This window comes from Plantibacter sp. Leaf314, assembly GCF_001423185.1.
Taxonomy (GTDB): domain Bacteria; phylum Actinomycetota; class Actinomycetes; order Actinomycetales; family Microbacteriaceae; genus Plantibacter.
Genome location: NZ_LMOB01000001.1, coordinates 2,694,620 through 2,715,588, shown reverse-complemented (window position 1 = coordinate 2,715,588; position 20,969 = coordinate 2,694,620). Strand labels below are relative to the sequence as shown.

Below are 20,969 nucleotides of genomic sequence, written 5' to 3'. Positions count from 1 at the left end.
CCGATCGGCTCAGGAGTCGAACCCGATGCCGAAGCGGTCCATGACCTTCAGGAGCAGGCCGTCGCGGCCCTCGTTCGCGTCGGAACGGGCGACGGCGCGGCGGACCGTCTGGATGGCGGGGTTCGCGATGGGCTCGGGTGGGATGGGGATCGGCTTGGACCGCACCATCCGCAGCCGGGTCAGCTCCGTCGACTCGCCACTCAGCAGGTCGAGCATGACCTTCGCCCCGAAGCGCGTCGCCCCGACGCCGAGCCCGGTGAACCCCGCGCTGTAGGCGACACGACCGCCGAGTGCCGAGCCCTGGAAGGCCGAGAGGCGGGAGCACATGTCGATCATGCCGCCCCAGGCGTGAGTGAACCGCACGTCGAGCTGCGGGTAGGTCGTGAAGAAGTGGTCGGCGAGCGTCTCGAAGGTCTCGCGGCGCTGGTCGTGCTCGGGACGGATCCTGCCGCCACGGTGGTAGACGGCGTCGAAGCCGCCGTAGAGGATGCGGTCGTCGGCCGAGCGGCGGGAGTAGTGGAACTCGCGGCTCGAGTCGGCGATGCCGAACCGGTCCGTCCAGCCGATGCTCGCGAGCTGCTCGGCGGTGAGCGGTTCCGTCATGAGCACGTAGTCGTACACGGGGATGGTGAGCAGCTCGGTGCGCTTGAGGAGCGAGGGGAAGCCGTTGGTGGCGAGCGCGACCCGGCGGGCCTGCACGCTCCCCTGCCGCGTGGTCACCGCGACGCCCTCGCCCGAGCGCCGCAGACCGGTCGCCGGCGTGTGCTCGAACACCCGGACGCCGAGCTCGATGCAGGCGCGCTTCAATCCCCAGGCGAGCTTCGCCGGGTGGACGAGCGCGGTGCTCTTCCACTCGCGCTGACCCGCCAGGTACACCGGTGAGTGCACGAGCTCCTGGACCGCCTCGCGGTCGAGGAAGACGCCGTCGCCCGAGACCTCGCGGAGTGCGTCGACCTGGTGCGGCTCGGTCGCGACCGTGAGCACGCCCGTGTGCTCGAACTCGGCGTCGATCCCGAGGCGGTCGAGCGTGGCGACGAACCCGTCGAAGTTCTCGTCCGCGAGCCGTTCGAGTTGTGGCAGCTCCTCGGCGAAGTGGCGTTCCCCGTTGTCGTCGCCATGGGTGAGGCTCGCTTCGAAGAAGCCACCGTTGCGGCCGCTCGCCGCCCAGCCGACCTCCTTGCCCTCGATGAGGACCACGTCGCGCGAGGGGTCGGCCTCCTTCGCGATGAGCGCCGTCCAGAGCCCGGAGTAGCCGCCACCGACGACGAGCAGATCGGTGTCGACGTGGCCGACGAGGCGGGGCTCCGGCGTGGGGCGTTCCGGGGTGTCGAGCCAGTACGGGACGGTGCTCGCCCCGGCGAGGGACCGCGCGATGCGCTCGGCCGGGTTGCGCCGACGATGGCTGTAGGTGGGGCCGTCCGAGGTCACCGGGTCTCCTCCGCGTCGAGAGTGGATGCCGCGACTGTACCCCGTGGTCGCCGTACTTGTCCCGGTCCCGCGCCCTTCGACAAGCTCAGGGACCAGACGGGGTGAGCTCAGGGACCGGGCGCGGCGCCGGGAGCTGCCTCAGGTGCGCTTGTCGAGCCACTGGACGACGTCGCGCTCGACGTCCTCGCGATTCAGCTCGTTGAAGATCTCGTGCCGGGCATCGGGGTAGATGATGAGCGTCACGTCCGTGAGCTTCGAGCGCTTGACGTAGGCGTCCCGCAGGAGGGTGAGCCCGCGGACGCCGCCGAGCGCGTCGTCGGAGCCGCCGAGGATGAGCACGGGCAGCTTGCGCGGCATGTGGCGGGGTGGCCGGCCGAGGAAGGCGAACGCCTGGATCGGGTTCCACACGGGCGTGACGCCGATGTCGAAGTTGCGCTCGTCGGCGGCGAAGGCGGCCCAGGCGGCCGGATCCCGGTTCAGCCACTCGAGGCCCGTGGTTCCGGTCTTCCGCCACCGCTTGTTGAGGTCGCCGGCGTTGATGACGCCCGGCATGGCCAGCGAGGTCCCCGAGAGGATGAGGTACTCGTAGAGATCGTGGTGCGCCGCGACCTTCTGCGCCATGAGCGAGCCCCAGCTGTGGCCGAGGAGCGCCAACGCCGACTCCGGGAACCGGGTGCGCAGGTGGCGACCGACGGCCGCGAGCGAGGCGATCGCACCCCAGGTGGTGCGGGGCCCGAGCTTGCCGAGGCCCAGGTGTTCGAGGCCGGTCCGGCCGTGGCCCCGGTGGTCGTCGGCGACGACCGTATAGCCCGCATCGTTGAGTGCCGCGGCGAGGCGGCCGTAGCGGAGGGCGTGCTCGCCGGCGCCGTGCGCGATGTGCACGACGGCCTTCGGGTTCGCCACCTCCCACACGTAGAGGTAGATCGTCACGCCGTCGTCGTCCACGATCGTCTCGGTCGTGTACGGCCTCGGCTCGAACGGCCGGTTCGCGTCGTCGGCGTCGACAGGTGGCGGGATCTGCTCGCTCATCCCGCCAGCGTAGGCCTTCTGCACGCTCCACGCCTCGCCTCCTCCACACCGCGCGGCAGGTCCCGGTCAGCCCACAGATGCGGGTTTGCGGTTCGTCAGCGGCAGGCGTACGGTGATCGAGGCCCGAACGGCGGGCCGCAGGGATCGACGGAAGCGAGGTGAGCGGCCATGGCTGGTGACAGTACCCGCGCCATCGCGTCGACGAACCGCTCCGCCTCCCCCACCCGGTAGGCGCTGCCCCGCCGGCGCCGAGGCGCCCACTCACACCTCCCCGGGTGCGATCCCCCAGGATCGTCCGCACCCGCGCGGCCGCCGCACGCTCCCGTCCATCGATGGACGGAGACCTCATGGCACTCATCGACAACGGCATCTACGTGACCGGGCGACGCTCGGCGAGCCCGCGCTCCCTCGACGCGACGTACGAACTCCTGAACGAGCAGCGCGGCATGGCCTGGATCGGGCTGTACCGCCCGCAGCCGTCGGAGATCCGTTCCGTCGCGCAGGAGTTCGACCTGCATCCCCTCGCCGTGGAGGACGCCCTGAAGGGCCACCAGCGCGCCAAGCTCGAACGCTACGGCGACACCCTCTTCGTCGTCCTGCGCCCCGCCCACTACCTGGACGCCGAGGAGCGGGTCGAGTTCGGCGAGGTGCACCTGTTCGTCGGCCCCGGCTTCGTGGTCACGGTCCGGCATGCCGAGAAGCCCGACCTCGGTCAGGTCCGTCGGCGCCTCGAGGCGCGACCGGACATCCTCGCGCTCGGCCCCGACGCCGTCCTGCACGCCGTGGTCGACCAGGTCGTCGACGGGTACGGACCCGTCGTCGCCGGCTTGGAGAACGACATCGACGAGATCGAGGACGAGCTCTTCGGCGACGCCGCGGACGTCTCGCGCCGCATCTACGAACTGCTGCGACAGGTGATGGCGTTCCAGCGCGCGACCGCCCCGCTCCGCGCCGTGCTCCACGGGCTCCTGCAGGGGGCCGACAAGTACGGGCTCGACGAGGAACTGCGGAACGGGTTCCGGGACGTGCTCGACCACGTCCTCCGGATCGCCGAGCGGGTCGACTCCTTCCGTCACCTGCTCCGGAACGCGCTGACCGTGCACGCGACCCTCATGACGCAGCAGCAGAACGAGGAGATGCGCCGACTCTCCGAGGCGAGCCTCGCGCAGAACGAGGAGTCGCGGCGGATGAGTGAGACGGCGTTGGCGCAGAACGAGGAGATCAAGCGCATCTCCTCATGGGCGGCGATCCTCTTCGCACCGACACTCATCGGCACCGTCTACGGCATGAACTTCGACGCGATGCCCGAGCTGCACTGGCAGTTCGGCTACCCCGCCGCGATCGGCGCGATGCTCGCCCTCTCCGGCACGCTGTACGCGATCTTCCGGTTCCGCCGCTGGTTGTGACGGCGCTGGTCGCTGGGCGCCCTTCGACACCTCTTTACTTAGCCTCACTAATGAGCTAGGCTAAGCATTCGTGGCAGGTACAGCGGCACCGAAGACGACAGCACGGACGATCGCGGAGCAGGCCTCCGAACTCCGCATGGGCACCTTCCGATTGGCGAGGCGCCTGCGCGGCGAGAAAAGCGTCGACGACCTCAGCGATCCGCAGTTCTCCGTGCTCGGAGGGCTCTACAAAGAGGGCTCCGCGACACTCAGTGCGCTCGCCGAACGCGACCGCGTGTCCGCGCCATCGATGAACCGCACCGTCAACTGCCTCGAAGAGGCCGGGTACGTCACCCGCGAAACCGACACGGCCGACCGCCGCAAGGTCACCATCGCCCTCACCGAAGCGGGCCACACCACCGTCACCGAGACCGTCCGGAAACGCGACGCGTGGATCACCCAGCAGCTGCGCGCGCTCACCCCGGACGAACGCGACACCCTCGCCCGCGCAGCCGAGATCATGAGGAGACTCGCCACCCAGTGAGTGCAATGTTCCGTTCCCTGTCCAGCGTCAACTACCGCATCTGGTTCATCGGCGCCCTCGTGTCGAACGTCGGCGCGTGGATGCAGGCCACCACCCAGAACTGGGTCGTCCTGACCGACCTGACCGACAACGACGCCGTGGCCGTCGGCGCCACCATGGCCCTGCAGTTCGGGCCCCAGCTGGTGCTCGTGCCGATCACCGGCCTCATCGCGGACCGCTTCGACAAGCGCAAGATCCTCATCCTCACCCAGTCGAGCCTCATGCTCCTGGCGTTCGCCCTCGGCGCGCTGCTCATCTTCGGGCACGCCGAACTGTGGCACATGTACCTCTTCGCGCTCGCACTCGGCATCATCAACGCGGTCGACGGCCCGGCCCGCCAGACGTTCGTCTCGGAGCTCGTCGACGAGCACAACATGTCGAACGCGGTCGCCCTCAACTCGGCGTCATTCAACGCGGCCCGCATGGTCGGCCCGGCGATCGCCGGTCTCCTCATCGTCGCGATCGGGTCCGGGTGGGTCTTCGTCGTCAACGCCTTCACCTTCCTCGGCGTCATCGGGGCGCTGCTCGCCCTCCGCACCGGCAAGCTCCGCCGACCACCGCGGGCACCACGCGCCCGCGGGCAGTTCGTCGAGGGCTTCCACTACGTCCGCGGACGCCCCGACCTCATGGTCGTGTTCGTGATCGTGTTCATCATGGGCGCGTTCGGCATGAACTTCCCGATCTTCGCGTCGACGATGGCGGTCGAGTTCGGGAAGGGTGCCGGTGAGTACGGGATCCTCTCCTCCGTCCTCGCGATCGGTTCACTGACCGGAGCGCTGCTCGCCGCGCGGCGGGCCCAGGCGCAGATGCGCATGATCGTCGGTGCGGCCGGCCTCTTCGGTGTCGCCGCCCTGACGGCCGCGTTCATGCCGAGCTACTGGACGTTCGCCGCCGTGCTCATCCTCGTCGGCTTCTCGACCGTGACCCTGCTCACCACCGCGAACGGACTCGTCCAGACCACCACCGAGGCCGCCGTGCGCGGCCGGGTGATGGCGCTGTACATGGCGATCCTCATGGGTGGCACGCCCATCGGTGCGCCGATCGTCGGGTGGGTCGCGAACACCCTCGGGCCGCGGTGGGCACTCGGGCTCGGGGCCTTGGCGGGCTTCATCGCCTGCGCCACCGGTCTGCTCTACGGGGTCGTGCGGCACCACCTGCGCCTGCGCGTCGCCCCGGACTCCCGCTGGCGGCTGCAGTTCACCCACGACGGCGTCGTCGCACCGGTCACCCCCGAGGAGTTCTCGGAGCAGATCGCGCTCACCTCGCCGATCCCGCTGCCGAAGGCGAAGCCGCGCGTGACTGCGGCAGCCGAACCCAGGCCGGAACCGTCGCCGGTCGACGATCGCAGCCCACTCACCGGCTCCCGCCGCTAGCCGGTCCGCCCAGCAGCGGCCCGTTCGACTTGGATCACCGACGGGCGGGCACCGGGCGGAGGCTCGGCACCCAGCAGCGGAGTTCCGACCGGTACCGACGGTACGGTTCGCCGAAGCGGGCCTCGAGGTCGGCCTCCTCGACGGGCCGGACGAGGACGTTCCACACGACCGCGCCGAAGACCGCGTAGACCACCACGATCCAGGACGACAGCAGCAGGCCGACGCCGATCCCCTGGACGATGCTGCCGACCGCCATCGGGTTGCGGACGAAGCGGTAGGGTCCGGCGACGACCAGGCGGTTCGGCATCGCCGCCGGCAGCGGCGTCCCGCCTCCCGTGGTCGCCATCGCAGCCGCCGACCACAGCCCGACGATGCTGCCGAGCACCAGGACGACGACCCCGGCGATGACGGCGAACGGCTCGGCACCGGGGAGCGTGATCGCGACCTGCCACCGCAGCTCGAAGAACCGCAGCACCGCCGGGATGACCGCGAGGAAGACGCCCCAGAACGCGACGATCTCGATGGCCGTCCGCCCGAGCTGCGCCCCGGTCGACGCCGTCGGATCCGCCGGGCGGAAGGCGAACGGTCCGATCGCGATCCACGCCCTCGGGATCCCACCGGTGAGGACGAGCGCGAGTGCCGTGACCGATCCGACGGCGGCGCCGACCATCAGCAGGGCTCCGATGCCCGCCTGGCCGGTCACCGCCGCGAACACGCCGAGTGCGACGGTGACGAGCAGCGTCCATCCCGTCGCCAGGATCGCCGCCCAGCGGATCCCGATCGCGGCGAGCGCCGAGGCGACGACGAACAACGGCACGTCGAGCAGCGCCATGATCACCGGATCGAGGGACCCGAGGGTCGCGTCGCGGACGAACGGGACGAGGAACACCGACACCCACCAGGCTGCGCCGGCGACGGCCTGGACGCCGAAGTACCAGCGCCCCCAGGCGACGGCGCTCATGCGCGCATCAGTGGCGCCGGCGAGCGATGAGCCAGGCGACCAGGCGCCAGCCGAGGAGCAGGACGGCGAGGACGATGACGGTCACGATGACGAAGCTGAGCTGCACGCCCTGACCGGACACCGCTCGCAGCACCATGCCGACGACGACGGTCGACACCCAGACGATGACGCCCGCCCAGCGCACGGCGCGGGTCTCGCGCTGGCCGAGGACGAGGGCGAGCACGTGCCCGACGAGCAGGCCGACGGCGAACGGCCACAGGGTCACGAGGATGCCGAGGATCCCTTCGCCATGGCTGGCCCGGCCGATGAGGACGAACACGATGACGGCGAGGAGGTCGATGCCGACGGTCGCGGCGAATCCTGCTGGGGTCCTGCGGGGGCGTTCCATCCCCTCACCCTATTGGCGCGCCGGGCGCCCATCCTGGAGGGTCGCCGTCTGGCGCGGAACCGGGTCTGTCGCGGCGCCACCGGTGCTGGGTACGATGTCGCTGACATCCCACCGACGAAGGAGCAGTCATGTCGTTCCAGGCCTACCTCGACGCGGCGGAAGCCAAGACCGGCAAGACACCCCGCGAGCTCGTCGACGAGGCGCACACCCGTGGGTTCGACGGGTCCACGAAGGCCGGCGAGATCCTCGAGTGGTTGAAGACCGACTACGAGCTCGGCCGCGGCCATGGCATGGCGCTCGTGCACGTCATCAAGAACGGTCCCACGATCAGCGAGAAGCACGTGGGCACCGACGGCGTGCACCGCGACGAGTCGACGGAGCTCTGGCTCGACGGCAAGGCCTCGAAGCCCGCCGTCCCCTGACCCGCTCGTGTCAGTACCAGAAGATCGGGATCCAGTCGCGGTGGTGCGCGTGCACGATCGCGAGGAACACGATCGCGTCGAAGAGCAGGTGCACGGCGAGGATGTAGCCGAGTGAGCGCGTCTTCGAGAACAGGTACCCCTGGAGGAGCGCGAACGGGAACGTCAGGAGCGGACCCCACGAGCGGTAGCCGAGTTCCCAGAGGAACGAGACGAAGATGACGGCCTGCAGCAGGTTGGCCTGCCAGACCGGGAAGTGCCGTCGCAGCAGCGCGAAGCAGGTGCAGATGAAGAAGAGCTCGTCCCAGGTGCCGACTGCGTTCACCCCGACGAAGAACCGCCCGAGTTCACCGGCGTCGCTGATCACCGGCCAGTTCTCGTAGGCACCGGATCGGATGAAGTAGAACGGCAGGATCGCCCACCCGAGGAGCGGGACCGCGAACAGGTACGCGATCTCCCCCTTCGTCTTCTTCTCGCGGCTGCGCCAGGGGAAGATGATCGCCTTCCGCCGGTAGACGAAGCGGTCGATGAGGAACGGGACGCCGACCGCCAGCAGGAGGACGGTGCCGATGCGGAAGAAGCTCGGCCAGGAGACGTCAGCCTCCACCGAGGTGGTCGAGACGATGCCGATCCCGATCGCGATGAGGAACAGATCCTGCGCGAGCGCGCGATCGATGAGGATCGCAGTGACCAGCGCGGCGACGAGCAACGGGTACCCGGCGAGGGGCTGCATGAGGCCGAAGAGGCAGAACGCGGACGCCGCCAGCAGCACCGCGGGGATCAGCTTCATCGCGCGGCGGGCCGGGACGATCATCTCGGTCTGCATGCCGTCGATCCTACGGGGCGGCGTGACACCGCCCCGGGTCAGGCCTCGCGGGTGATCTCGACCTTCACGAAGAGCTTCGACCGGTACGGACCCGCGTAGACGCCACGGAGCGGCGACACGTCGCCGTAGTCACGACCACGCCCGATGAGCACGTGACGCTCGCCGACGTCGACCATGTTGGTCGGGTCGAAGCCGCGCCAGTCACCACAGAACCACTCCACCCAGGCGTGCGACTCCCCGGTGACCGTCTCACCGATCGCCGCGTGCGGCTTCGGGTGCAGGTACCCGGACACGTAGCGCGCCGGGATCCCGACGGACCGCAGCGCCCCGAGGACGATGTGCGTGATGTCCTGACAGACGCCCTTGCGGTTGGCCCACGCCTCGGCCGCCGTCGAGTACACACTCGTGACGCCCTGCACGTAGTCCATCTGCTCGCCGATCTCACGACTGATCGCCATGGCCGCCTCGCAGGGGCTCTCGTGACGGTCGGCGATGGTCCGGGCGAGCTCGACGAGATCGTCCGGCGGCGTCGTGCGGCGGGTCTGCTCCAGGTGCTCCACCCGGGTGACGGCCGCCTGCGTCGCGATGTCGAGCTGCTCCCAGCCGGTCGGGTGCGGTTCGTGCTTCCGAGGGCGGACCTCGACGAGACTCGTGGCCGTGAGCGACAGCTCGTCGTGCGGAGTGAGCACCTCGAAGGCCGACACCTTCATGCCCCAGTAGTCCGTGTACGTCGACTGCGACGCACCGGGCTGGATGTCGATGTGCGAGTACAGCACGTACTGGTCTTCCGTGGTGACGGGGAGCATGCGCGCCTCGTTGTAGGAGGCGTTCACCTTGCCGGCGTACGAGAATCCGGTGCTGTGCTTGATGTGCAGACGGGTCATGAGTTCTCTCCGATCCACGCGGGCACCGCATGCGTGGGGAAGTAGCGTTCGCGGATCGCCTCGGACACCTGGCTCGTGACGTTCTGCACGGCGTCCATCCGGCCGGGGAGGTCGCCGAGGGTGTCCTGGATGGGGCGATACTCGAGGTCGCTGCGGATCTGACCGAGCAACCGCTGGGCGGAGTCGACCGTGCCGACCCGTCCGCGCCGCGGTTCGAGGTCGCGCATGCACTCCTCGGCCCGGCTGATCGAGAACATGACGGAGCGCGGGAACAGCTGGTCGAGCAGCAGGAACTCGGCGGCGTTCTTCGCGCTCGGCATGCCGCGGTAGGTGCGCAGGTACGCCTCGTACGCGCCGCAGGAGCGGAGGATGGTCGTCCACGACGGACCACTGGCCTCGGTGAGCGACCGTGTCGCCAGCAGGCGGGCGGTCATGTCGGCGCGTTCGAGACTGCGGCCGAGGGTGAAGAACCGCCAGGCGTCGTCGCGGCTCGTGGCGGAGTCCACGATACCGACGGCGAGCGCCGAGCGTTCGCGGACCCAGCCGAAGAACTCGTGGACCTTGTCGCTCGCGACCCGTCGGGGCATCCGCGCCCGGGTGGTGTTGAGGCACTCCCACAGCTCGGTCGACACGATCTCGCGGGCACGACGGGCGTTCTCGCGAGCGGCGCCCAGGGAGTAGGCGATCGACGCCGGGTGGGTGCGGTCGACGGCGAGTTGCGCGAGGACGTCCTGGCGCGTGAGCTCCTGGTCGGCCGGTGCGTCGCTCCCCATCACGGACAGCAGCGAACGGCAGGCGGTGTCCTCGTCGATCCACGGGTCCTCCAGCAGCAACTGCAGGTGGACGTCGAGGATGCGGGCGGTGCCGTCGCTCCGCTCGATGTAGCGACCGATCCAGAACAGGCTCTCGGCGATCCGGCTCAGCATGCTGCGTCCTCCTGCCCGTCGACACGCTCAGACGGTGCGTCCGCACGCGCCTGCTGCTGCTGCTCCTGCTGGTCCTGGTTGCCCGTCGGCCGGTCCTGGGGCGAGTGCTCCGGGGTCGTGCCGTGGTCGTAGATGATCGGGATCGACGTCGTCTCCGTCGTGGCCTGCTCGGCGACGAGCCCCTGGATGTCGTGCGACGAGGCCTCGGGAGCGGCGTTCGGGTCGTAGGCACGGCCGACGACCCAGGTGTCCTTCGAGCCACCACCCTGACTGGAGTTCACGACCAGCTGACCCTCCGGCAACGCGACGCGGGTCAGGCCGCCCGGCAGGACCCACACGTCGTTGCCGTCGTTGACCGCGAAGGGCCGCAGGTCGGCGTGGCGTGGACGCATGCCGTCCTCGACGAGGGTCGGGATGGTGGACAGCATGACGACCGGCTGCGCGATCCAGCCGCGCGGGTCCTCCTGCAGCTTCGTCTTCAGGGTCGCGAGCTCCTCCTTCGAGGCGTCCGGCCCCACGACGAGCCCCTTGCCGCCCGAGCCGTCGACGGGCTTGATCACGAGCTCGTCGAGCCGGTCGAGCACCTCCTCCAGGGCGAGCGGGTCCTCGAGACGCCAGGTGTCGACGTTCGGGAGGATCGCGTCCTCGGCGAGGTAGTACTTGATGAGGTCGGGCAGGTACGTGTAGACGAGCTTGTCGTCGGCGACCCCGTTGCCGACCGCGTTCGCGATCGTCACGTTGCCGAGGCGGGCCGCGAGCATCAGGCCGGGCGAGCCGAGCATCGAGTCGGCGCGGAACGACAGCGGGTCGAGGAACTCGTCGTCGACGCGACGGTAGATGACGTCGACGCGGGTGGGGCCGGCCGTGGTGCGCATGAACACCTTGCCGCCGGAGCAGAAGAGGTCGCGGCCCTCGACCAGCTCGACACCCATGAGGCGCGCGAGCAGGGTGTGCTCGAAGTAGGCGGAGTTGTACACGCCGGGGGTGAGCACGACGACGTTCGGGTCCTCGACACCGGGTGGGGCCGAGGCACGGAGGGCCTGCAGGAGCTTGTTCGGGTAGTCGCCGACGGGGCGCACCCGCATCGAGACGAAGAGCTCCGGGAGGGTCTGCGCCATGACCCGGCGGTTCGAGATGACGTAGCTGACGCCGGACGGGACGCGCACGTTGTCCTCGAGGACGCGCATCTGGCCGTGTTCGTCGCGGATGAGGTCGATGCCGGAGACCTGGATGCGGACGCCGTTCGCCGCCTGGATCCCGTAGGCCTGCCGGTGGAAGTGGGAGGACGAGGAGATGAGTTTGGCGGGGATGACGCCGTCGCGCACCGCGAGCTGCGGGCCGTAGACGTCAGCGAGGAACGCCTCGAGCGCCTTGACCCGCTGCTTGATGCCGGCCTCGACCTGCGTCCACTCCTGCTGCTCGATCACCCGCGGGACCGCGTCGAGCGGGAACGGACGCTCCTCACCGGCGAAGTCGAAGGTGACGCCCTGCGCGAGATAGGAGCTGGCGAGGGCGTCGGTGCGCCCGCGGAGCTCCTCCTGGGTCATGCGTGCGAGGGAGGTGTAGATCTCCTGATACGCCCGTCTGGCCGTCGCGCCACCGGCGTGTTCCGCCGCCTCGCCGAACATCTCGTCGAAGGCGGGGACACCGCTCACCGTCTTGCGCGGAGCCAGTGTGCCGCCGTAGCCATTGAACAGATCGCCCATGGCCCGACTCTACTCGGCCCCATGTTGCCGGGGTGTTTCCGGCAGCTCCGACGAGCCTGGCGGGGTTCGGTCACCTGCCGCCGGTCGCCGAACCCACCGGTCACCGAGCCTGTCGAGGTGCGCCCTTCGACAGGCTCAGGGACCGGTGGAGACACACGGACCGGGGACCGACGGAGCGCGCTAGGCGACCGAGGCGGCGGTGAGCGCCGCGAGCTCGTCGGCGGAGAGCTCGAGGGTCGCGGAGGCGAGGAGGTCGGGCAGCTGCTCGACGGTGCGGGCGCTCGCGATCGGCGCGGCGACGGTCGGCTGCGAACGGAGCCACGCGAGCGAGACCGTCGCGACCGAGACACCGTGGGCGGATGCCACTTCGTCGAGCACGGGCAGGAGCGCGGCGTGGTCGGCGAGGTACGCCTGGGCACCCTCCGCGCGGACGCTGTCGACGCTCGCACCCTCGCGGTACTTCCCGGTGAGGAAGCCCTTCGCGAGCGAGAAGTAGGGCAGCACGGCGAGCTGCTCGCGCTCGGCGATGGTGCGCAGCTCCCCCTCGAACTCACGCTCGACGAGGTTGTAGTGCGGCTGGAGGGCGATCGGGCGGTGCAGCCCCTTGGCCTCGACGATCTCGAACCACTCGGCGATGCGGGCGGCGGAGTAGTTGGAGATACCGAGGTAACGGACCTTGCCCGCGTCGACGAGCGACGACAGCGCGGTCACCGTCTCCTCCAGCGGGACGGACTCGTCGTCGAAGTGCGCGTAGTAGAGGTCGATGTGGTCGGTGCGGAGGCGTTCGAGCGACGCGTCGGCGGCCTTCAGGATGTTGTCGGCGGCGAGTCCCTGGAAGTCGGGGTGCTGGCTGACCTTCGTCGCGATGACGAGCTCGTCGCGGTTGCCGCGCAGCTCCTGCCACTCGCCGATGAGGCGCTCGGAGTCGCCACCGGTGTTGCCCGGGACCCACGCGGAGTAGCCGTCGGCGGTGTCGATGAAGTTGCCGCCGCCCGCGACGAAGGCGTCGAGGATGTCGAACGAGGTCTGCCGGTCGGCGGTCCAGCCGAACACGTTGCCGCCGAGGTTCAGCGGGAAGACGGACAGGTCGGACGTTCCGAGGGTGGTGCGGGCGTGAGTCATCTGATGATCCTCCAGAGCTTCGGTTCAGGCGTGTGCCTCTCTCACGGTAAGGCGGAGGGCCGCGCGGCTATTCCACGTGTCGCCGGATGACGATCGGTCCACCGACCCCGGATCGGCACTCGGAACCCCGCTTCCCGCCGCCATACAGTGGAGCGATGGGCTACCTCGTCGACGACTCGAAGGACCGCATCGACCGCGACGCCGCGTGGGGCGCACTCCGCGAGGTCTACTGGGCGAAGTGGCGCAGCCGGGCCGAGGTCGAGGCGCAGATCGACGACGCCTGGCGGGTCATCGGCGTGTACGAGGAGGAGACCGGCGCGCAGGTCGGCTTCGCCCGTGCGGTCTCCGACGGGCTCGGCTTCGCCTACCTCGCGGACGTCGTCGTGCTCGAGGCGCACCGCGGTCGCGGTCTCGGCAAGCGCATCGTGCAGGCGATGATCGACGACGGGCCCGGCGCGCACTTCCGGTGGACGCTGTTCACGAGCGACGCACACGGGCTCTACGAGCAGTTCGGCTTCGCGGAACCCGGCCGGACCGCACTCGTCCGTCCGGCCGCCGAGCTCCCGGTGCACCCGACGCAGCGGCCGCCGGAATCCTGAACGACGGCGCACTCTCGCCCGGCCCCCAGCGATGACGGGCTACCGTTGACGCATGTGGATCTCCGATGACGGCCGGTACAACATCGTCGATGTGCCGGCGGACGCCTATCCGGGGCGCGCGTACCTCCTCGAACTCGTCGCCGGGCTCGAAGCCGACGAGCTCCACACCCTCGTCACCCGCATGCAGGCGTTCGACGACGCGATGATCGACCGGCTCGAGGGCCTGGTCGACGGCGACGCTCCCGAGGTGGCTCCGGATCCGGAGCGCGAGGCCCCGTACGTGGACGAGATGATCCCGCGGCGCGTGCTCGACTCCATCGACTGGGACGCGATCCTCACCCCGCCGTTCCGGATCGAGGCGATCGACGTCGCCGGCGACCGCTGGCGCATGGACGCGTGGGCGTTCCTCGAGTCGATCGTCGAACCGCCCGTCACGCGCCCGACCGCCCGCAACCTCGGCTCCTCCCCCATCGATCCGGCGTAAACCGGCACCTGCCGAATAGGCTGGATGTCATGACCGACGACGATGTCACGATGACCGATCCTGCACCGCTGCTCGCGGAGGGCGCCGAGCTCGAACACCTGTATACGGGTGCGATCTGGAGCGAAGGGCCCGCGTGGCTCGCGGAGACCGGCCGCCTGCGCTGGAGCGACATCCCGAACGACCGCATCCTCGAGTTCGACGCGACGAGCGGCGAGACGGCCGTGTTCCGCGACGCCGCCGAGTACACGAACGGACGCACGATCGACCGCGAGGGTCGGGTCGTGCAGTGCAGCCACGGGCGCCGCGCGGTCGAGATCGAGGGGCCGGACGGGCCGATCACCCTCGTCGCCCGGTGGGCGGGCGGACGGTTCAACTCCCCGAACGACGTCGTCGTGCACTCGGACGGTTCGATCTGGTTCACCGACCCGCCCTACGGGATCGATCCGAGCGGTCGGGAGGGTCACCCCGGCGAGCAGGAGTACGACGGTTGCTTCGTCTTCCGGTTCGAGCCGGACACCGGAGCGGTCGAGCCGGTCATCACGGCGATGGTGCACCCGAACGGGCTCGCGTTCTCCCCCGACGAGTCGATCCTCTACGTCTCCGACACCGGTGACGGAGCGCAGCGCATCGCCGCCTACGACGTCGCCGCCGACGGGGTCTCGGTGGAGCACGGCGCCACCCCCGGCCGGACCTTCGCCGCGACCGCCGTCCCGGCCTCCGACGGCTTCCGCATCGACGTCGACGGCAACGTCTGGTCGTCGGCCGGCGACGGCGTCGAGGTCTTCGACCCCACCGGCGCGACCATCCTGCGCATCCCGGTCCCGGAGCGCACGGCCAACGTCTGTTTCGGCGGCGAGGACGGCTCGACGCTCTACATCACCGCGTCGAGCTCCCTGTACCGCATCCGCACCGGCACCCGGCAGGCGCCGCGGCCCTGACGCGCACCGCTCAGACGGAGGAGGCCCGGACGACGAGCTCGGGCTGGAAGACGAGGTGGCGCGAGGACGGCGGTGGGGTCGGTGCACCCTCCGCGACGGCGAACTCGCCGAGGAGCAGCTCCACCGCGGCGACACCGAACCCCTCGTGCGGTGCGCGCACGGAGGTGAGCGGGATGATCGACGACTCGGCGAACTCGATGTCGTCGTAGCCGACGATCGCGAGGTCGTCCGGGACGCGGAGCCCGTGCTCGACGACGAGCGTCTGCATGATGCCGAGGGCGAGCAGGTCGTTCACGGCGAACACAGCGTCGGGACGTGCCTCGGGTGGGCGGGCGGCGATGGCCCGGCCGAGCTCGCGGCCCTCGGCGATCGTGCGCTCGGTGCCCGCGATCACCTCGAGGGTCGCCCCGGGCACGGCGGCCACGGCGGCGCTCGCCCCCTCGAACCGGTCGGCGACCTGACGGATGCCGAGTGGACCACCGACGAAGGCGAGTCGCCGACGGCCGGTCGCCAGCAGGTGCTCGGCCGCGAGGAACCCACCACGCACGTCGTCGACGGACACCGAGGGCTGATCGGGCGAGGAGGCCAGCTGCCCGACGAGGACCGAGGGGATCCCCCGCTGCCGGATGCTCGTCAGCCGCTCCTCCACCGACTCGTGCGACGCGACGAGCATGCCCTGGACCCGCTGCGCCTCGAACATGCCGAGGTAGGCGTCCTCGCGCTCACGACTGCGGTTGGAGTTGGCGATGAAGACGGAGAGACCGTCCTCGGCGGCGCGCTGTTCGACCCCCTCGGCGATCGTCGCGAAGAACGGGTTGCTGACGTCGGGCGCGATGTAGGCGATGGTGCCGCTGCGGCCGAGGCGCAGCTGCCAGGCGGCGTTGTTGCGGACGAACCCGAGCTGGTCGATGGCGCGCTGGATGCGCTCCTGCTTCTCGGGCGAGACGCGGTCGGGGTGGTTGATGTAGTGGGAGACCGTGCCCATGGAGACGTCGGCGAGCGTCGCGACCTCGCGGATGCCGACTCGTCCCATGCTTCACCCCTGCCCTCGTGTCACGTGCCCCGGGAGCGTTCCCGCGGCCCGGCTCAGTCTAGATCGCCCCGTCTCGGTCAGTCCTGATCGCGGTGCGGCTCCGGCCCGAGGGGTTCGGGGATCTCCACGCCGACCTCGATGAGGGCGTCGGTGACGACCCGGATGGCGTTGAGCGCACGCGGGAACCCCGCGTACTGCACGGTGTGGATGACCGTCTCGAGGATCTCCGTGGCCGAGCACCCCACGTTGATCGCACCTCGCGTGTGCCCGCGGAGCTGCGGTTCCAGGCCGCCGAGGGCGACGAGCGCCGCCAGGGTGATGAGCTCCCGCTGCGCCAGCGTGAGGCCGGGGCGCGAGTAGATGTCCCCGAAGTTGAACTCGATCCCGAAGCGGGCGAGGTCCTGCGCGAGACCCGTCTGCATCGCGACGAGCCCCTCCGACTTCCCCTCGCCGTACACCTCGTCGAACTTGGCCTTGCCGCGCTCGAGCCGCGTCATGTCGTCTCCCGTCGTCATCGTCGTCGCCCCGTCGCCTAGATCGAGTGTCCGCCGTCGAGCGGCAGGATGAGGCCGGTGATGTTCACGGCGGCGGGTGAGGCGAGGAAGACGACGGTCTCCGCGAGGTGCTCCGGCTCGCCGAGCAGCCGCGTCGGGATCTGGGCGAGCAGGGCCTCGCGGCGTTCCGGGGTGTCGTTGTCGCGGCCGGGCGTGGCCTGCGCGCCGGGCGCGAGGGCGTTCACCGTGACGCCCTGCTCGGCGACCTCGATCGCGAGGGCCTTCGTGAGCCCGACGACACCGGCCTTGGCCGCGGCGTAGGCGGTCGCCCCTCGCACGAGGCGGCCACCGCTGACGGCGGCGATCGACGCGATGCTGATGATGCGACCGGAGCGCTGCTCGAGCATGGAGGGGAGGACGGCACGCGTCACGTTGAAGACCGAGTTGAGGTTGCGGTCGATCTGCGTCGTCCAGGTCTCGGAGGTCATCTCGTGGAAGAAGCTGACGGCACCGCCGCCGGCACCGTTCAGGAGGATGTCGACGCCACCCCATTCGGCGACGATGCCTTCGACCGCGGCTTGCACGGCGTCGAAGTCGGTCAGGTCGGCGGTGGCCGAGGCGGCGCGCACCCCGTGCGCCCGGACGAGTTCCGCGGTCTCCTCGAGGCCGGCGGCGTTGAGGTCGAGGCCGGCGACGTCGGCGCCCTCGGCGGCGAGCTTCTGGGCGATCACCCGGCCGAGCGCTCCTGCTGCTCCGGTGATGATCGCTCGCTTGCCCTGCAACCTCATGTGCGGTTCCGTTCCGTTCGTCCGGCGCGTTCAGACGCCGTGCATCGTCGTTGACTGGACCGTCCGCGCGGCATCGAGACCACGAGGCGACCGCCCCCATTGTCGCCCCAGACTTGAAACGTGTCAATGTGCATTCCCGCGCCGACTCGCCGACCCGGAACCGCCGCCGTGATTGGGACCGATCCGATGCTTGACATGCGAGCCGAGCGCGGTTAGCCTCGGCCATTGAAACGCTTCAACTTTGCTCGCGACGGTCACCGCTCGCGTCTCACCATCACTGCCACATCTTCAAGGAGGAAATGTGTCCACAGCGCACCGGGCCCCGAAACGTCGGTCGGCCACCGCCATCGCCGCACTCGGCGTCACCGCTCTCGCCCTGACCGCCTGCGCAGGGAACGGCGGCGCGACGAGCGCCACCTCGTTCGACTACCTCGCGGCCGTCGAGAACTCGATCGTCCGCGACGAACTCACCGCCCTCGGCGAGGGCGCCTGCTCCGCGAACGAGAAGGCGCTCCCGCTCAAGGTCGAGACCCTGCCCCAGGCCGACGTGCTCCAGCGCGTCACCCTGCTGGCCAGCCAGAACGCCCTGCCCACCACCTTCACCGCCCCCACCGCACCGCTGCGGCCAGGCGGCACCCTCGGCGACGACGACACCGTCCTCGACCTCGAGGACACCCTCACCGAGCTGGGCGTCATGGACGACATCCTCCCCTCGGCCGTCGCCACCGTGAAGAACATCTACGGCGACCGCTTCGTCTCGATGCCCTACCAGTACAACGTCGAGGGCTTCTTCTACAACAAGACGATGTTCACCGACCTCGGCATCGAGATCCCGCAGACCTGGGACGAGCTCCTCGACGCGGCGGACACCGTGCAGGCGTCCGGCAAGTCGGCCTTCACCGTCTCCGGCGCCCAGGGCTGGACGATCACGCGCTACATCAGCACCTACCTCTTCCGGTCGCTCGGCACCGAGGCGATGAACGACATCGCCTCCGGAGACGCCAAGCTCACCGACCCCGAGTACGTCGAGGCGATCACCGCCGTCGCGAACCTCGGCAAGTACTTCGGCGCAGGCATCACGACGATGGACATGCAGACCGCCACGAGCGAGTTCTTCACCGGCAACGCGGCCATGATGTACAACGGCACCTGGATGCTCGCCGACGTCTACAACACCGAGCTCAACCAGATCGGCGAGGACGCCGTCGGCTTCATGCCGTTCCCGACCGTCGAGGGCGGCAAGGGCTCGATCGACCAGTATCCGGCCAACACCGGTGCGGCGACCTCGTTCTCCACCAAGGGGTACGACGAGGAGAAGGTCGGCGGCTGGCTCAGCTGCATCGCCGAGAACTACGGCTCCAGCGTGCTGAAGAACCAGGGCGTCATCTCCGGCTTCAAGCTCAATGAAGAGGTCACGGACGTCCCGGCGCTCACCGCCGAGGTGCAGGGCATCATGGCCGACACCGACGAGACGGTCACCTGGTTCGAGACCTTCCTCCCCGAGAAGGCCGGCGTCGACGCGCAGACGAACGCCGCCCCGCTGCTCACCGGCGGCATCTCCCCCGAGGACTTCGCGGCGCTCGTCCAGGCCGGCGTGGACGCGGGCCTCAAGAAGTAACCGGCGATCCGGTCGCCCGGCACCCGCCAGGCGACCGGATCCGTCCGTCCGCGGACACCCACCCTGCAGCGGGTCACGCGCCCCGCCGCCCAGCCTCACGGTCCCCCGACCGACTCAGGAGCACAGCATGAAAGACGTCCTCGGCGACAGGAAGGCCATCGCCATCCTGCTGGGCCCGGCCCTGCTCATCTTCACCCTGGTGAAGCTCGTCCCGGTGATGTGGTCGTTCGGCCTCACCTTCTTCCAGGGCGACCTGCGCGGCTTCGAGTTCGTCGGCCTCGACAACTTCGCCCAGCTGTTCGCCGACCCGACCGCCCCCGAGGCGATCTTCTTCAGCATCAAGTACTCGCTCATCGCGACGGTCGCGCAGATCGCCCTCGGCTACGGGCTCTCCCTCTTCTACGTCTTCGTCCTCAAGAAGGCGTCGACGCTCGTCCGCACGCTCGTGTTCTTCCCCGTCGTGCTGCCGACCGTCGCCGTCGGTCTGCTGTTCAAGCGACTGTTCGAGGTGGCCCCGCAGACCGGGCCCGTGAACGCGATCCTGAACGGCTTCGGCATCGACTCGGTCGACTGGTTCAGCTCGCCGGACAGCGCCTTCGTCGTGATCATCATCATGGACCTCTGGCGGTCCATGGGCTTCTACGCCGTCCTGCTCTACGCCGGGCTCCTCGACATCCCCGAGGAGGTGATCGAGTCGGCCCGCATCGACGGCGCCCGCGGCCTGAAGCTCGTCCGCTACATCATCGTGCCGCTGTCGCTCCCCGTCCTGCTGTCGGCGGTGATCTTCAGCTTCAACGCGACGCTCAAAGTGTTCGACTCGGTGCTCGCCCTGACGGGCGGCGGGCCGGGGACGGCCACGACCCCACTGACGCTGTACATGTACAACACGACGTTCACGTACCAGAACTACGGCTACGGCTCGACACTCGCGTTCGTGCTCACGATCATGTGCTTCCTCGTGACGCTCCTGATCTTCAAGACCTCCCGCAGAGACCTGACGAAGGACTGACGCCATGACGACCGCCATCACCCCGGCGCCCGGCGCCACCACCCCGGCTTCGAGCGGCAGCGGCGACGGATCCGGCACCGCCGTCCGCCGGCCGAGGATGCGTCGCGCTCCACGCTCGCGCGCCTACTACCTGCGCAAGCTGCCCTCGGTCATCCTCATCGGGCTCCTGCTCGTCATCGAGATCTACCCGATCATCTGGCTGTTCCTCTCCTCGTTCAAGAACCAGCGCGAGTTCCTGCAGGAGTCCACCTTCTCCCTCCCGGAGTCGTGGAGCTTCGACAACTACGTCACCGCCTGGACGACCGGCAACATCTCGCAGAACCTGCTCAACAGCGTCATCGTGACCCTGCCGTCGCTCGTCTTCATCCTCATCTTCGGCGTCGCCGCGGCGTTCGCCCTCGAGGTGATGGTGTGGAAGCGCCGGAACCTGACCCTGCTGCTCTTCATCTCGGGCATCATGATCCCCGGCCAGATGATCCTCGTGCCGCTCTTCGTCGCCTACTTCAACCTCGGCCTGACGAACACCTACTGGCCGATGATCATCACGTACACGGCGCTCGGCATGCCGCTGACGGTGTTCATGATGACCGCCTACTTCCGTGCCGTGCCGCGCGAGGTGTTCGAGGCGTCGACGATCGACGGCGCCGGCATCATCCGGTCCTTCTGGTCGATCGGGCTGCCGATGGTGCGGAACGCGCTCTTCACGATCGGCCTCGTGCAGTTCCTGTCGATCTGGAACGACCTGCTCATCTCCCTGACCTTCACGACGAACGCGGACCTCCGCACCATCCAGGCGGGCCTGTTGAACTTCAGTGGCGAGTTCGGCCAGGTGGACTACGGGCCGCTCTTCGCGGGCATCTGCATCAACGTGTTCTCGCTGCTCGTGGTGTTCGTCTTCCTCAACCAACGGATCATGAAGGGGCTGGCGTCCGGTGCACTCAAGGGGTGACGCCGGACGACACGGCGGGCGCAGGAT

22 protein-coding genes are annotated in these 20,969 nt (G+C 69.4%); 10 read left to right on the top strand and 12 right to left on the bottom strand.

Translation table 11 applies throughout. The features are described from left to right. Nucleotides 1-9: 9 nt before the first annotated feature. The gene (locus ASF68_RS12795) at nucleotides 10-1,428 is read right to left on the bottom strand and encodes an FAD-binding oxidoreductase (RefSeq protein ID WP_235526802.1); all 1,419 of its coding nucleotides are present in this window, start codon (nucleotides 1,426-1,428) and stop codon (nucleotides 10-12) included. A 138-nt stretch (nucleotides 1,429-1,566) separates the two neighbouring features. Further along, entirely contained in the window at nucleotides 1,567-2,457 is an 891-nt protein-coding gene (locus tag ASF68_RS12790; protein WP_082498608.1) for an alpha/beta hydrolase, read from the bottom strand. Nucleotides 2,458-2,804: 347 nt separating this feature from the next. Here ASF68_RS12790 and ASF68_RS12785 point away from each other — a divergent pair, with 347 nt between their 5' ends. The 3 genes from ASF68_RS12785 to ASF68_RS12775 all read left to right on the top strand — a co-directional run bounded on the left by ASF68_RS12785 (nucleotide 2,805) and on the right by ASF68_RS12775 (nucleotide 5,798). Beyond that, a complete protein-coding gene (locus ASF68_RS12785) occupies nucleotides 2,805-3,863 on the top strand; it encodes a magnesium and cobalt transport protein CorA (protein WP_056010871.1) in 1,059 nt (352 codons plus the stop codon). Nucleotides 3,864-3,933: 70 nt separating this feature from the next. Then, on the top strand, nucleotides 3,934-4,386 hold the full coding sequence (locus tag ASF68_RS12780) for a MarR family transcriptional regulator (protein WP_327078820.1): 453 nt from the start codon (nucleotides 3,934-3,936) through the stop codon (nucleotides 4,384-4,386). Between the two features lie 5 nt (nucleotides 4,387-4,391). Next, nucleotides 4,392-5,798, top strand: coding sequence for an MFS transporter (locus ASF68_RS12775; protein WP_056010868.1), 1,407 nt, complete (start codon nucleotides 4,392-4,394; stop codon nucleotides 5,796-5,798). 34 nt (nucleotides 5,799-5,832) lie between these two features. Here ASF68_RS12775 and ASF68_RS12770 read toward each other — a convergent pair whose 3' ends face one another. Both ASF68_RS12770 and ASF68_RS12765 read right to left on the bottom strand, forming a co-directional pair. Then, nucleotides 5,833-6,759 (bottom strand): isoprenylcysteine carboxylmethyltransferase family protein, encoded by a 927-nt coding sequence (locus ASF68_RS12770; protein ID WP_056010865.1) that lies wholly within the window; start codon nucleotides 6,757-6,759, stop codon nucleotides 5,833-5,835. Nucleotides 6,760-6,766: 7 nt separating this feature from the next. Further along, nucleotides 6,767-7,147, bottom strand: a complete 381-nt coding sequence (locus ASF68_RS12765; protein ID WP_056010862.1) for a DUF3054 domain-containing protein — start codon at nucleotides 7,145-7,147, stop codon at nucleotides 6,767-6,769. A gap of 128 nt (nucleotides 7,148-7,275) precedes the next feature. Here ASF68_RS12765 and ASF68_RS12760 point away from each other — a divergent pair, with 128 nt between their 5' ends. Next, nucleotides 7,276-7,569: a DUF4287 domain-containing protein gene (locus tag ASF68_RS12760; RefSeq protein WP_056010859.1), complete on the top strand. Its 294-nt coding sequence runs from the start codon at nucleotides 7,276-7,278 to the stop codon at nucleotides 7,567-7,569. Nucleotides 7,570-7,579: 10 nt separating this feature from the next. Here ASF68_RS12760 and ASF68_RS12755 read toward each other — a convergent pair whose 3' ends face one another. The 5 genes from ASF68_RS12755 to ASF68_RS12735 all read right to left on the bottom strand — a co-directional run bounded on the left by ASF68_RS12755 (nucleotide 7,580) and on the right by ASF68_RS12735 (nucleotide 13,030). Continuing rightward, nucleotides 7,580-8,392 (bottom strand): CPBP family intramembrane glutamic endopeptidase, encoded by an 813-nt coding sequence (locus tag ASF68_RS12755; RefSeq protein WP_056010856.1) that lies wholly within the window; start codon nucleotides 8,390-8,392, stop codon nucleotides 7,580-7,582. Between the two features lie 38 nt (nucleotides 8,393-8,430). After that, nucleotides 8,431-9,276 carry a transglutaminase family protein gene (locus ASF68_RS12750; protein WP_056010854.1) on the bottom strand — a complete coding sequence of 282 codons (846 nt, stop codon included), beginning with the start codon at nucleotides 9,274-9,276 and terminating at the stop codon, nucleotides 8,431-8,433. Next, entirely contained in the window at nucleotides 9,273-10,202 is a 930-nt protein-coding gene (locus tag ASF68_RS12745) for an alpha-E domain-containing protein (RefSeq protein WP_056010853.1), read from the bottom strand. The genes ASF68_RS12750 and ASF68_RS12745 overlap by 4 nt, the downstream gene beginning before the upstream one ends. Beyond that, nucleotides 10,196-11,908 (bottom strand): circularly permuted type 2 ATP-grasp protein, encoded by a 1,713-nt coding sequence (locus tag ASF68_RS12740; RefSeq protein WP_056010850.1) that lies wholly within the window; start codon nucleotides 11,906-11,908, stop codon nucleotides 10,196-10,198. The genes ASF68_RS12745 and ASF68_RS12740 overlap by 7 nt, the downstream gene beginning before the upstream one ends. 180 nt (nucleotides 11,909-12,088) lie before the next feature. Then, the gene (locus tag ASF68_RS12735; RefSeq protein ID WP_056010847.1) at nucleotides 12,089-13,030 is read right to left on the bottom strand and encodes an aldo/keto reductase; all 942 of its coding nucleotides are present in this window, start codon (nucleotides 13,028-13,030) and stop codon (nucleotides 12,089-12,091) included. A gap of 155 nt (nucleotides 13,031-13,185) precedes the next feature. Here ASF68_RS12735 and ASF68_RS12730 point away from each other — a divergent pair, with 155 nt between their 5' ends. From ASF68_RS12730 to ASF68_RS12720, 3 genes are read left to right on the top strand one after another with little or no spacing between them, the layout of a single operon-like run. Further along, nucleotides 13,186-13,629 carry a GNAT family N-acetyltransferase gene (locus ASF68_RS12730; protein ID WP_056010844.1) on the top strand — a complete coding sequence of 148 codons (444 nt, stop codon included), beginning with the start codon at nucleotides 13,186-13,188 and terminating at the stop codon, nucleotides 13,627-13,629. Nucleotides 13,630-13,681: 52 nt separating this feature from the next. Then, nucleotides 13,682-14,113 carry a hypothetical protein gene (locus ASF68_RS12725; RefSeq protein ID WP_056010841.1) on the top strand — a complete coding sequence of 144 codons (432 nt, stop codon included), beginning with the start codon at nucleotides 13,682-13,684 and terminating at the stop codon, nucleotides 14,111-14,113. 29 nt (nucleotides 14,114-14,142) lie between these two features. After that, complete coding sequence (locus ASF68_RS12720) at nucleotides 14,143-15,051, top strand: SMP-30/gluconolactonase/LRE family protein (protein ID WP_235526801.1); 909 nt, start codon at nucleotides 14,143-14,145, stop codon at nucleotides 15,049-15,051. A gap of 10 nt (nucleotides 15,052-15,061) precedes the next feature. Here the strand turns inward: ASF68_RS12720 and ASF68_RS12715 are convergent, their stop codons facing one another. From ASF68_RS12715 to ASF68_RS12705, 3 genes are all read right to left on the bottom strand, one after another. Next, on the bottom strand, nucleotides 15,062-16,084 hold the full coding sequence (locus tag ASF68_RS12715) for a LacI family DNA-binding transcriptional regulator (RefSeq protein ID WP_056010838.1): 1,023 nt from the start codon (nucleotides 16,082-16,084) through the stop codon (nucleotides 15,062-15,064). A gap of 77 nt (nucleotides 16,085-16,161) precedes the next feature. Continuing rightward, nucleotides 16,162-16,599, bottom strand: coding sequence for a carboxymuconolactone decarboxylase family protein (locus ASF68_RS12710; RefSeq protein WP_200921159.1), 438 nt, complete (start codon nucleotides 16,597-16,599; stop codon nucleotides 16,162-16,164). A 17-nt stretch (nucleotides 16,600-16,616) separates the two neighbouring features. Then, nucleotides 16,617-17,366, bottom strand: a complete 750-nt coding sequence (locus tag ASF68_RS12705) for an SDR family NAD(P)-dependent oxidoreductase (RefSeq protein ID WP_056010835.1) — start codon at nucleotides 17,364-17,366, stop codon at nucleotides 16,617-16,619. A gap of 301 nt (nucleotides 17,367-17,667) precedes the next feature. On the opposite strand from ASF68_RS12705, the gene ASF68_RS12700 reads away from it, so the two are divergent. From ASF68_RS12700 to ASF68_RS12690, 3 genes are all read left to right on the top strand, one after another. Beyond that, nucleotides 17,668-18,984 carry an ABC transporter substrate-binding protein gene (locus tag ASF68_RS12700; RefSeq protein WP_056010832.1) on the top strand — a complete coding sequence of 439 codons (1,317 nt, stop codon included), beginning with the start codon at nucleotides 17,668-17,670 and terminating at the stop codon, nucleotides 18,982-18,984. 127 nt (nucleotides 18,985-19,111) lie between these two features. After that, the gene (locus ASF68_RS12695) at nucleotides 19,112-19,993 is read left to right on the top strand and encodes a carbohydrate ABC transporter permease (RefSeq protein ID WP_056010829.1); all 882 of its coding nucleotides are present in this window, start codon (nucleotides 19,112-19,114) and stop codon (nucleotides 19,991-19,993) included. Nucleotides 19,994-19,997: 4 nt separating this feature from the next. Further along, nucleotides 19,998-20,942 (top strand): carbohydrate ABC transporter permease, encoded by a 945-nt coding sequence (locus ASF68_RS12690; RefSeq protein ID WP_235526800.1) that lies wholly within the window; start codon nucleotides 19,998-20,000, stop codon nucleotides 20,940-20,942. Nucleotides 20,943-20,969 lie beyond the last annotated feature (27 nt).